Source organism: Enterobacter vonholyi (genome assembly GCF_040834095.1).
GTDB lineage: Bacteria > Pseudomonadota > Gammaproteobacteria > Enterobacterales > Enterobacteriaceae > Enterobacter > Enterobacter vonholyi.
This window is the reverse complement of the sequence record NZ_CP162152.1, coordinates 3,488,233-3,499,128: the sequence shown is the minus strand read 5'-3', so window position 1 is coordinate 3,499,128 and position 10,896 is coordinate 3,488,233. Positions and strand designations below refer to the sequence as shown.

Annotated in this window: 11 protein-coding genes; 2 read left to right on the top strand and 9 right to left on the bottom strand. The window is 58.6% G+C overall.

The window, feature by feature from the left end:
• Positions 1 to 165: 165 nt before the first annotated feature.
• Positions 166 to 1,299, bottom strand: coding sequence for an NADH:flavorubredoxin reductase NorW (gene norW, locus AB3N39_RS16415; protein WP_367896896.1), 1,134 nt, complete (start codon positions 1,297 to 1,299; stop codon positions 166 to 168).
• Complete coding sequence (norV, locus tag AB3N39_RS16410; RefSeq protein ID WP_288460542.1) at positions 1,296 to 2,738, bottom strand: anaerobic nitric oxide reductase flavorubredoxin; 1,443 nt, start codon at positions 2,736 to 2,738, stop codon at positions 1,296 to 1,298. The genes norW and norV overlap by 4 nt, the downstream gene beginning before the upstream one ends.
• Before the next feature lie 186 nt (positions 2,739 to 2,924).
• On the opposite strand from norV, the gene norR reads away from it, so the two are divergent.
• Positions 2,925 to 4,439, top strand: coding sequence for a nitric oxide reductase transcriptional regulator NorR (gene norR / locus AB3N39_RS16405; protein ID WP_111965490.1), 1,515 nt, complete (start codon positions 2,925 to 2,927; stop codon positions 4,437 to 4,439).
• Here norR and gutQ read toward each other — a convergent pair.
• The 7 genes from gutQ to srlA all read right to left on the bottom strand — a co-directional run bounded on the left by gutQ (position 4,436) and on the right by srlA (position 9,345).
• Entirely contained in the window at positions 4,436 to 5,401 is a 966-nt protein-coding gene (gene gutQ, locus AB3N39_RS16400) for an arabinose-5-phosphate isomerase GutQ (protein WP_111965491.1), read from the bottom strand. The genes norR and gutQ overlap by 4 nt on opposite strands.
• A complete protein-coding gene (locus AB3N39_RS16395; RefSeq protein WP_008499558.1) occupies positions 5,394 to 6,167 on the bottom strand; it encodes a DNA-binding transcriptional repressor in 774 nt (257 codons plus the stop codon). Before AB3N39_RS16395 ends, gutQ begins: the two co-directional genes overlap by 8 nt.
• 63 nt (positions 6,168 to 6,230) lie before the next feature.
• The gene (gutM, locus tag AB3N39_RS16390) at positions 6,231 to 6,590 is read right to left on the bottom strand and encodes a transcriptional regulator GutM (RefSeq protein ID WP_367896895.1); all 360 of its coding nucleotides are present in this window, start codon (positions 6,588 to 6,590) and stop codon (positions 6,231 to 6,233) included.
• Positions 6,591 to 6,656: 66 nt separating this feature from the next.
• A complete protein-coding gene (gene srlD / locus AB3N39_RS16385; RefSeq protein WP_023294411.1) occupies positions 6,657 to 7,436 on the bottom strand; it encodes a sorbitol-6-phosphate dehydrogenase in 780 nt (259 codons plus the stop codon).
• A gap of 14 nt (positions 7,437 to 7,450) precedes the next feature.
• Positions 7,451 to 7,813, bottom strand: a complete 363-nt coding sequence (srlB, locus tag AB3N39_RS16380; protein ID WP_367896894.1) for a PTS glucitol/sorbitol transporter subunit IIA — start codon at positions 7,811 to 7,813, stop codon at positions 7,451 to 7,453.
• Between the two features lie 12 nt (positions 7,814 to 7,825).
• Positions 7,826 to 8,785, bottom strand: coding sequence for a PTS glucitol/sorbitol transporter subunit IIB (locus AB3N39_RS16375; protein ID WP_023308950.1), 960 nt, complete (start codon positions 8,783 to 8,785; stop codon positions 7,826 to 7,828).
• Positions 8,782 to 9,345, bottom strand: a complete 564-nt coding sequence (srlA, locus tag AB3N39_RS16370) for a PTS glucitol/sorbitol transporter subunit IIC (RefSeq protein ID WP_367896893.1) — start codon at positions 9,343 to 9,345, stop codon at positions 8,782 to 8,784. The genes AB3N39_RS16375 and srlA overlap by 4 nt, the downstream gene beginning before the upstream one ends.
• 252 nt (positions 9,346 to 9,597) lie before the next feature.
• On the opposite strand from srlA, the gene mltB reads away from it, so the two are divergent.
• A complete protein-coding gene (gene mltB / locus AB3N39_RS16365) occupies positions 9,598 to 10,698 on the top strand; it encodes a lytic murein transglycosylase B (RefSeq protein ID WP_168708011.1) in 1,101 nt (366 codons plus the stop codon).
• Positions 10,699 to 10,896: the final 198 nt, after the last annotated feature.

Below are 10,896 nucleotides of genomic sequence, written 5' to 3'. Positions count from 1 at the left end.
AGGGATTGATAGCGATGATATATCTGCTTTGCATTTATTTTATGAATAGGATTCGTAAAAAAAAGCTCCGGGATATCGGGGCGGTGAATAATAATATCCAAAGGTTAAGTAAGCATGACCCTTTTGCAGGCCGGGTAGGCGAAGCGCCACCCGGCAAAAACAGGGTTAAGCAGGTAGCAATTTCAGCAGAGCGAAAGCCTCCTTCATCCGATCTTCACTGACCACAAAAGCGCGTAGTTGACCCTCGTTGTCTACGCCATGCGCGACCATTCCCTGCTGTTCGAGGGTTATTTTCCAGCTCAGATCCTGACGCTGCGTTTCACCTGCGAGATGCAGCGGTAATTCCGGCGTTTTTACTTTAATTAGCATGGCGGGTAATTTCAGCGGCGCGCTGCCGCCGAGCAGGTTTTTAGCAAGATACATCGCGCTTAATTGGATTGGCTGTAAAAAGGGAAGTACCTGACCATTAATTTCAGCGCAGTCTCCTAACGCGTAAATATCAGGTTGCGTGGTTTGCAGATAGCTATTTACCTTCACGCCACGCTGTATTTCGGCGCCTGCGCGATGCGCCAGCGCGGTTTCCGGGCGCAGGCCCGTCGCCGCGATAACCGCATCGACCTCAACGCTGCGGTTGCGGTCGAGCATGGCACGAATGCCGCCTTCGGTTTTACTCAGGCTTTGCAGCTGCGATTTCAACAGCAGATGTACCCCCATGGCGGTCAGATGATGCTGTAAGCGACTGCTTACTTCTGCGGGCATCAGCGACGACAGAATGCTCGCCGCATGGTCGACCAGAGTCACGGATTTTCCCGCCCGGCAGAAATCCATCGCCAGCTCGGTGCCTATCAGCCCGCCGCCGACAATCATCACGCGCTGCGCGTCGCGAAGCCCCGTTTCGCTGGCCTGATACTCCTGCTGGCTGTTGAGGGTGATTATCAGCTCGCGGCCCTCAATCGGCGGCACAAACGCAGAGGCACCCGTGGCAAGCACCAGCCTGTCGTACTGCCAGGTTTTCTCTGTCGCTTTCACAACGTGAGCGGCGGCGTCGATGTCGGTGACCCAGGTGTACGGGAACAGGCGCAGGTTAAACAGCTCGGCGAACTCCCCCGCCGTCTGGCGGGTGAGATCTTCGGCGCGCTGATTCTGACTAATCACGTGGCTTAAGTCAGGCTTGTTGTACTCGTCCATGCTGTCGGCGGCAATCACCGTCAGCGGCACGCTGGCGTCCTGTTTGCGGATGTTTTTCACCAGCTGACGGGCGGCAAAGCCCGAGCCGATGATGACGATGCCGTGGCTCATTTTGCCTCCGTTGCCAGTTCATCAAAAACGTCTTTCCCGAGGGAACATTCCGGGCAGAGGAAGTTGTCCGGCACGTCACTCCACGGCGTACCCGGCGCAACGTCCTGCAGCGGCTCGCCCAGCTCAGGGTCGTAGATCCACTGGCAGACGCTGCACTGCATGCAAGGACCGAGGTTCGCAGCGGCAGCTTCAGCTACGGCTTCTGGCGAAACCGCCGCAGCGGGGGCGGTTTCCGGCAGAGGTGCAAGCGCCCACTGCCGCGCAATGTCGCGGCCGTGCTGGCGGCAGATCTCCAGGGCGTCGATATCCGGTCGCCATTTGGCTTTAAGGCTGAGGGACATCTCAAAACCGGCATCCTGTAAACGGGTAGAAAGGCGGTCTACCGCGCCGCCGCTCCAGCCGTGGGAGCCAAAGGCGCTGGCGCGCTTGTTACGGAAGCGCAGGCCGGTCATCTCTTCCACCAGACCTGCAATTTTCGGCATCATTACGTTGTTCATGGTGGAGGTGCCCACCAGCACGCCCTTAGAGCGGAACACGTTGGTCAATACCTCGTTCTTATCGCTGCGCGCCACGTTGAAGATTTTCACCGCCACGTTCGGGTCCACTTCGTTGATGCCCTGGGCAATGGCGTCCGCCATCATGCGGGTGTTGTTGGACATGGTGTCGTAGAAAATCGTAATGCGGTCTTCCTGATAGTCCGCCGCCCATTTCAGGTACAGCTCCACAATCTGGGTGGGATTTTCACGCCACACCACGCCGTGAGAGGTAGCAATCATCTCCACCGGCAGATTAAAGCCGAGGATCTCGGTGATTTTAGGCGTCACCAGGCGGCTGAACGGGGTAAGGATGTTGGCGTAGTACCGCTGGCACTGTTCGAACAGTTCGGTCTGATCCACTTCGTCATTAAACAGGCGTTCGTCGCAGTAGTGCTGGCCGAAGGCATCGTTGCTGAACAGCACCGCGTCGCCGGTCATGTAGGTCATCATGCTGTCCGGCCAGTGCAGCATCGGCGTTTCCACGAAGATCAGCTGCTTGCCGTTGCCGATATCCAGCGCGTCGCCGGTTTTCACGGTGTGGAAATTCCACTCCGGATGGTGGTGGTGGCCGTTGATCGAGTCGATGGCGTTGGTGGTGCAGTAGATCGGCGTGTTCGGGATGTAAGACATCAGCTCGGTCAGCGCGCCGGCGTGATCTTCTTCCGCGTGGTTGATGATGATGTAGTCGATGGCGTCCAGGTCGATTTCGCTGCGCAGGTTCTGCACGAACTCGCGGCTGAACTTGTGATCGACGGTATCGATCAGCACGTTTTTTTCTTCGCGGATGAGATAGCTATTGTAGCTGCTGCCGCGCAGCGTTTTGTATTCCGTCCCGTGGAAATCGCGCACTTCCCAGTCACGTTGACCCACCCAATGAATGTTATTTTTAACCAGAATAGACATAGCAACCTCTACGTAATACAGCATTTTCAAATAAGATGATTTGCTTATATCAAGTTGCGTGCCAGTTTTTAATTCTTTGATTTTAATGAATTAATGTTGCCGTGCCTCGTAGTGGGTAGTCATTATGACTATCAAAAGAAGTGTCAATATGACAACATGCATTGTCAAAATGACAGCGAGGTCACTATGAGCTTTTCCGTAGACGTGCTGGCGAAGATCGCCATTGAGCTGCAGACCGGTATCGGCCATCAGGACCGCTTTCAGCGGCTGATCTCCACGCTGCGCCACGTGCTTGAGTGCGATGCGTCCGCACTGCTGCGCTACGAGGGGCGGCAGTTTATTCCGCTGGCTATCGACGGGCTGGCGAAGGACGTGCTCGGACGGCGTTTTACCCTTGAGGGCCATCCGCGTCTGGAAACTATCGCCCGCGCGGGTGACGTGGTGCGCTTTCCGGCGGACAGCGATCTGCCCGACCCGTACGATGGGCTTATTCCCGGCCAGGAGAGCCTGAAGGTGCACGCCTGTATCGGCCTGCCTTTATTTGCCGGACAAAATCTGATTGGCGCGTTGACCCTCGACGGCCTTTCCCCGGACCAGTTCGATGCCTTTAGCGACGAAGAGCTGCGCCTGATTGCCGCCCTGGCCGCCGGGGCGCTTAACAACGCGCTGCTGATTGAACAGCTGGAGAGCCAGAATATCCTTCCCGGCAGCCCGGCGGCGTTTGAGCAGGTCACGCATACGGAGATGATTGGCCTCTCTCCGGGCATGGCGCAGCTCAAAAAAGAGATTGAGATCGTTGCCGCTTCCGATTTGAACGTGCTGATCTTCGGGGAGACCGGCACTGGCAAGGAGCTGGTGGCGAAGTCCATTCACGAAGCGTCGCCGCGCGCGGTGAACCCGCTGGTGTACCTCAATTGCGCCGCGCTGCCGGAAAGCGTGGCGGAAAGCGAGCTGTTTGGTCACGTTAAAGGGGCGTTTACCGGGGCCATCAGCAACCGCAGCGGCAAGTTCGAAATGGCCGATAACGGCACGCTGTTTCTGGACGAAATCGGCGAGCTCTCCCTGTCGCTGCAGGCCAAGCTGCTGCGCGTGCTGCAGTACGGCGACATCCAGCGCGTGGGGGATGACCGCAGCCACAGAGTGGACGTTCGCGTGCTGGCGGCCACCAACCGTGACCTGCGTGAAGCGGTGCTGGCAGGGCAGTTCCGCGCCGACCTGTTCCATCGCCTGAGCGTGTTCCCGCTTACCGTGCCGCCGCTGCGCGAGCGCGGGGACGACGTGGTGCTGCTGGCGGGCTTTTTCTGCGAGCAGTGCCGTCTCAGGATGGGGCTTTCCCGCGTGGTGCTGAGCCCGGGTGCGAGGTCGCATCTGCTAAGCTACGGCTGGCCGGGCAACGTGCGCGAGCTGGAGCATGCGATCCACCGCGCGGTGGTGCTGGCGCGGGCGACGCGTTCGGGAGATGAGGTGGTAATTCATGCGCGGCATTTTGCACTGCATGAGGAAACTGCCCCGACCGTGAAGGCTGCTGCGCCTGAGAGCGCAAACGAGAATCTGCGCGAGGCGACGGAAGAATTCCAGCGTCGGATGATTACCCGCGCGCTGGAGCAGAATAACCGCAGCTGGGCGGCGTGCGCGCGGGCGCTGGAGATGGACGTCGCCAACCTGCACCGGCTGGCGAAGCGTCTGGGACTGAAGGGTTAGATAATGCCGGCCTGATAGAAATCCTGAAGGTTGATGGCGCCGCACAGCCTGCCGGTGTCATCCACCACCGGTGCGGCGGTGATTTTGCGCTTCATCAGCACCTCTTTGGCTTCAATGGCGCGGCTCTCGGCGTTCAGCGTCAGCCCCCCTTTGGTCATGGCGTCCGACACTTGGGTTTCCAGCCTGCCGCCGCCCACCAGCCAGCGGCGCAGGTCGCCGTCGGTGAACACGCCTTTGACGTACCCGTCGTCATCGCACACCGCCACCAGCCCCAGACCGGTGCGGCTGAGCTCCAGCATCGCGTCCATGACGCTGGTATTGAGTTTGACCTGCGGAATAGCATCGTCGGTGCGCATCAGGTGGTGAACCTTGTTGAGCAGGCGTGCCCCGAGCGCCCCCGCCGGATGCGAGCGGGCGAAATCTTCTTCGTTAAACCCGCGCGCCTGCATCACCGCCATCGCCAGCGCGTCGCCCATCATCAGGGTATTCACGGTGCTGGAGGTCGGGGCGAGGTGCATCGGACAGGCTTCACGCTCAACGGAAATATCCAGCGTCGCTTTGGCGGCCAGCGCCAGCGGCGAGCGGGATTTCCCGGTCATCGCCAGCAGGGCAACCGATTTTTCCTGCAGGCGCGGAATAATGAGATCCAGCTCTTTGGCCGAACCGGAGTAAGAGATAAACAGCATCACGTCGCGGCTTTCTATCATCCCCAGATCGCCGTGCAGCGCCTCTGCCGGATGCACGAAGAAGGCCGGGGTGCCGGTGCTGGCGAGCGTCGCAGCAATCTTTTTGCCGATATGGCCGGATTTACCGATGCCCGCCACGATCACTTTGCCTTCGCAGTGGATAATGGTGTTGGCGGCGCGGACAAAATCCTCGCCCAGACGCTCCGGCAGGCGGCTGGCTTCCTGCAGCTCCAGCATCAGCGTCTGGCGGCCCGTTTCTAACAGAAAATCACTCATCTCTCTCTCCGGTTACGATCACGTCGATTCCTTTCTCTTCCAGCGCTTTTTTGAACGCCGGGTCGATACCCGCGTCGGTAATCAGCTTATCGACGCTTTCAAGGCTACAGACAATGTTGGGGCTTTTGCGGCCAAACTTCGACGAGTCCGCCATCAGAATCACTTCCCGTGCAGCGTTACACATGGCTTTACTGACGCTGAACACCTCGTTGAACGTCGTAACGCCGGCGTTCAGGTCGATGCCGTCGGTGCCCATAAACAGCTTATCAAAGCTGAAGTGGTCGAAGGCATTTTCCGCCAGCTGACCGTGAAACGACGCCGATTTTTTGCGGAAGGTGCCGCCGGGCATCAGGATGGTCTGCTCGCAGTCGTTCTCCGACAGGGCGTTGACGATGTGCAGGCTGTTGGTCATCACCGTGATGTTGTTAAAGCGGCTGAGCAGCGGGATCATCTGCAGAACGGTACTGCCTGCATCCAGAATGATGGAGTCGCCATCGTGGATAAATTTTACGGCGGCTTCGGCTATCAGCGCTTTCTGGTGGGTATTGATCAGCGTTTTGTGGTCGATAGGCGGGTCGGCTTCGTCCTTATTGAGCACCACGCCGCCGTAGGTTCGAATGACGGCGCCAGAGTTTTCAAGCAATACGAGGTCCTTGCGTATCGTCGTGCCGGTGGTGTCAAAGTAGTGGGCCAGATCCTCTACCGAACATTTTCCCTGCTTTTGCAGATGCTCGAGAATGGCCGCCTGCCGCTGACGAGGTTTCATAGGCGCTTCGTTCCTTAGGTTGCGAAATGATAATTTCGCAAGTCTATATCTTTCACAACGAAATTATCCATGTTTCAGATTAAGCGCTAATGATAGTGCATTCTGACAGAGTGGATCATGGGGAAAGATCACATCAGGCTGCAATTCCTGCAGCGAAATGCCGTTGATTGCCTGGATTTTCACCGGACGGGCAAAGACGGTCATGCCGCGCATGATGAGGGAATCGCAGACGTTATTGTTTTCGTCCAGCGCAATAGCCACGACGACTCGCGGTTTAAAGCGTCCGCCGGAACGCCCGACGCCCACGCGGCCTTTCTGGCACAGGGCATCAAACGCGCGGTTAAACTGGTGAATTTGCCAGCCGCCGAACGCCATCTGGCAGAGCCAGGCGAGGGCGGCGACGGTGACGAGTGCGGTGACCATATCGGCTCCTTATTGTGTTCCCTCTCCCGGTGGAGAGGGGTAGGGTGAAGGCATCAGGCCGCTCGATCAGAACATTACCTGCCCGCCGGTGACGTTAATCGACTGCCCGGTGCAGTACGAGGCTTTCGGGCTGGCGTAAAACAGCAGCATGTTCAGCACGTCCTGATAATCGCACCCGCGCTTCAGCGGCACTTTATCGATGTAGTACTGCTCCACTTCCTCAGCCTTGATGCCGAGCTTGGTGGCATACTGAGGCAGCAGGGACTGGAACATCGGCGATTTCAGCAGGTTACCCAACATCAGCGAGTGCACGGTAATGCCGTACTCGGCCAGATCCAGCGCCAGAGACTGCGTCAGCCCCACGCCGCCAAACTTCGCCGCGCTGTAGCCGGAGTTGTGCTTGCTGCCCACTTTTCCTGATTTGGAGTTGATCTGAATGATGCGTCCCTGAATGCCGTCGCGGATCATCAGACGGGAAAACTCGCGGGCACAGAGGAAATAGCCCACCAGATTGACCTGCAGCGAGCGGTCAAAATCCCCCAGTTCGAAATCGCTGATAAAGGCCGCTTTCGCAATTCCCGCGCTGTAGACCAGCAGATCGGTACGCCCAAAAATCTCGTCCACGCCGCGGGCCAGCGCCATCACGCTCTGCTCGCTGGTGGCGTCGGCGCCAAACCCGTACGCCATACCTTCGCCAAACTCGGTGTTAATGGTGTCCGCCACGCGGGCGGCTTTTTCACTCTGAATATCCACTACCGCCACGCGGTAGCCCTCTGCGGCAAGCCCACGGCAGAGGAACTCGCCTAAGGTTTGTCCTCCACCAATGACAACGGCAACCTGACTCATGTCTATCTCCTTAATTACGCAACAAATTTTAACGTGCAGCCTGGGGTGACAGCCTGCGGAACCGGGCCCGCCACGTGAACCGTACCGGGATACTCGGCCTGCGGCTGGCCGTCGAAACGCAGGGTGATGTGGCCCAGCTCGCGCAGGTTTTGCTCGGCCACGTCGCCGACGGCGGTCACGGCATAGCGCGCCTCGCCCAGCTCAAGCTGGCTACCGGCCTTCAGCTCACCGTTCAGCTCGCCGTGGCAGTGGATAAAGCAAAACTCTTCGATATCCGCAGGCGCCCCTTCGCGGAAGGTGATCAGCATCTGGTCGCTCAGCGCGTCGGCGGCGCTCTGGCCGATGCGGGTAATGGTGGTCTGGTAAATCACGATCATTGCAGGAACCTCTTATTGATAAATAAAGCCGGAGACAAACCAGGCAATCAGCACCGTGGGCGCGCCCGTCAGGAAGCGGCTGACCAGCACGGACGGCACGCCCACGCGCACGGTGTCCTGGCGCGCTTCGGCCAGCGACAGCCCAACGGGGATGAAATCGCACGCCGCCTGGGCGTTAATGGCAAACAGGGCGGGCAGGGCGAGGTGCGGGGGAATGTTCCCCAGACCAATCTGCACGCCAATCAGCACGCCGATGACCTGAGCGATCACCGCGCCCGGGCCGAGGAACGGCGACAGCAGCGGGAAGGAGCAGATCAGCGCCAGCGTCACCAGCCCAAGCGGGTGGCTGGCGAGCGGGGCGAGGCCATGGGCAATCCAGTCGCCCAGGCCGGAGGCCATGATGATGCCGATCAGCGCCGAGACGAACGCCATAAACGGCAGAATGGTTTTCAGCACCGTGTCGATGGTGTCGCGCCCGGACTGGAAAAGCACCGCCACGGCGGAACCCATGCCCATCCCGACCTTCGCCAGCAGGCCGTCGCTCTGCTCGGTGATCTTCTTGCTGGTGTCGTACTCGCGCGGGGCCGCTTTTTGTGGCGCGGCAGTGCCATTCACCAGAGTAATGTTGTCCTCCTTTACGCCCGAGACATAAATGTCTTCAAGGATGTACTGCGCCAGCGGGCCGGATTTACCGGTGGAGTGAATATTTACCGTCGGAATACGGCGCTTCGGATAGATACCGCAGCGCAGCGTGCCGCCGCAGTCGATCACCGCCACGCCGATTTCCGCTTCCGGCGGCTCGCCTTCCTTGAAGCCGTCAACCGCTTCCCAGCCCGTCAGCTCGCGCAGCCTGTCGACGATCGCCGGGCGCGTGCCCGCGGTAATGTAGACGATCTTTTTGCCTTCGGTGGCGTCGAACTCCAGCGGGCCGCCCCAGCCGCCCGTGCCTTTCTCAATGCGGATCCGGTTCATGCTGTGGCTCCTGAAAGATGGACCTTCTGTTCAAGCTGGATGCCCATTTTTTTCTCGAAAATAGCGGTGGTGAGGTCGGTCACCCAGCCGCGGAAGAAGTTGGTCACCAGGCCGACCAGCAGGTAGCTCACCGCCAGCGGGCCGAGCGGCAGACCAATGGTGGTCAGGCCGCTGGCGATCCCGAGATAGACAAACAGTTCGCCGGGGTTGATGTGCGGGAACAGGCCGTTCATCGAATGGCAGCTGTAGGAGGCGGCGGCGTAGTAGCTCGGCTTGTACTTTTCCGGCATAAAGCGGCCGAGGCTTAAGGTCATCGGGTTGCAGAACACGAAGGTGCCGATAAAGGGCAGTATCAGGTAGCGGGACAGCGGGTTTCCGGCGCAGCGCTGGGCGAAGCGCTCAATGCGCTGCTGGCCGATAAAGTTAATCAGCGCGTTCATGATCACCAGCAGGCTGATCAGCAGGGGCAGGATCCCGGTCACCATGCCGGTGAACACTTCTCCGCCTTTCTGAAACAGCCCGATGAACCACTCGGCGCCGTGGGTGATGGTTTCTATCATTCTTCTCTCCTGTGGGGCTTTTTTGTTTTTGTCTGACTGGGCTAATAATAATCACTTTGAAAGGTTTTAAAGTGTTAGTTAGATCTCACAATGAAAGAAAAACGGATTATTTTGAAAGTTTATTGGTGGGGATAATGATTTTCGATGGAAAAAAGCGCGGATTTGCGTAGGGAAGGTGCGTACCGCTTCCTTGAGGTGTTGCGGATGCTTTACCATACTGGGTTCTTATCGAACCCGTTAAATGGATGTCTCATGTTCAAGCGTCGTTATGCAGCGCTGTTGCCTGCGCTTATTCTGCTGTCTGCCTGTAGTAGCAAACCTAAGACCGAAGCCGTTCAGCAAACGGCGGGCGAGCCTTCCGGAGGATTCCTGCTGGAGCCGCAGCACAATATGATGCAGATGGGGGGCGACTTCGCGAATAACCCGGCGGCCGAGCAGTTCATCGATAAAATGGTGAGCAAACACGGCTTTGACAGACAGCAGCTGCACGAAATTTTGTCTCAGGCGAAGCGTCTGGACTATGTGCTGCGCCTGATGGACAGACAGGCGCCGACGGCCCAGGTGCCGAGCGGGCCGAACGGCGCGTGGCTGCGCTATCGCAAGCAGTTTATTACCCCGGACAACGTGCAAAACGGCGTGGCGTTCTGGAATCAGTATGAAGAGGCGCTCAACCGCGCGTGGCAGGTATACGGCGTACCGCCTGAAATCATCGTCGGGATTATCGGCGTGGAAACCCGCTGGGGCCGCGTGATGGGGAAAACCCGCATCCTGGATGCGCTGGCGACGCTCTCCTTTAACTACCCGCGCCGCGCGGAGTATTTCTCTTCCGAGCTGGAAACCTTCCTGCTGATGGCGCGCAACGAACAGGACGATCCGCTCGATCTGAAAGGGTCGTTTGCCGGCGCCATGGGCTACGGCCAGTTTATGCCGTCGTCCTATAAACAGTATGCCGTCGACTTTAACGGAGATGGCCATATCAACCTGTGGGATCCGGTGGATGCCATCGGCAGCGTGGCGAACTACTTCAAAGCGCACGGCTGGGTGCCGGGCGGCCAGGTGGCGGTGCAGGCCAACGGCCAGGCGCTGGGGCTGGAAAACGGCTTCAAAACCAACTACAGCATTTCGCAGCTGGCAGCGGCAGGCCTAACGCCAACGCAGCCGCTGGGCAACGCGCAACAGGCGAGCCTGCTGCGTCTGGATGTCGGGACGGGCTATCAGTACTGGTACGGTCTGCCGAATTTCTACACCATTACCCGCTATAACCACAGCACCCACTATGCGATGGCCGTATGGCAGCTGGGGCTGGCGGTATCGCAGGCCCGCGTGCCGGCGGCGTCACCGTTTAGTCAGTAAGTCACCTTATTCCCCCTCTCCCTTTGGGAGAGGGCTAGGGTGAGGGCACCCGCGCGCACCTATTTCCCGCAGAAACATTTCGCCACACTCCCTCTGCAAACCCGCCATTTACATCTTAACCACCTTTCAGTATTGTTATGTTATAACATTTAATATGGTGTCGAGATGTCAACATCCCTTTTTTCTCTGTCTGCTCTG

Coding starts and splice junctions, on each gene's coding strand:
- norW (WP_367896896.1), bottom strand. CDS start 1,299: ATGAGCCACGGCATCGTCATCATCGGCTCGGGCTTTGCCGCCCGTCAG.
- norV (WP_288460542.1), bottom strand. CDS start 2,738: ATGTCTATTCTGGTTAAAAATAACATTCATTGGGTGGGTCAACGTGAC.
- norR (WP_111965490.1), top strand. CDS start 2,925: ATGAGCTTTTCCGTAGACGTGCTGGCGAAGATCGCCATTGAGCTGCAG.
- gutQ (WP_111965491.1), bottom strand. CDS start 5,401: ATGAGTGATTTTCTGTTAGAAACGGGCCGCCAGACGCTGATGCTGGAG.
- AB3N39_RS16395 (WP_008499558.1), bottom strand. CDS start 6,167: ATGAAACCTCGTCAGCGGCAGGCGGCCATTCTCGAGCATCTGCAAAAG.
- gutM (WP_367896895.1), bottom strand. CDS start 6,590: ATGGTCACCGCACTCGTCACCGTCGCCGCCCTCGCCTGGCTCTGCCAG.
- srlD (WP_023294411.1), bottom strand. CDS start 7,436: ATGAGTCAGGTTGCCGTTGTCATTGGTGGAGGACAAACCTTAGGCGAG.
- srlB (WP_367896894.1), bottom strand. CDS start 7,813: ATGATCGTGATTTACCAGACCACCATTACCCGCATCGGCCAGAGCGCC.
- AB3N39_RS16375 (WP_023308950.1), bottom strand. CDS start 8,785: ATGAACCGGATCCGCATTGAGAAAGGCACGGGCGGCTGGGGCGGCCCG.
- srlA (WP_367896893.1), bottom strand. CDS start 9,345: ATGATAGAAACCATCACCCACGGCGCCGAGTGGTTCATCGGGCTGTTT.
- mltB (WP_168708011.1), top strand. CDS start 9,598: ATGTTCAAGCGTCGTTATGCAGCGCTGTTGCCTGCGCTTATTCTGCTG.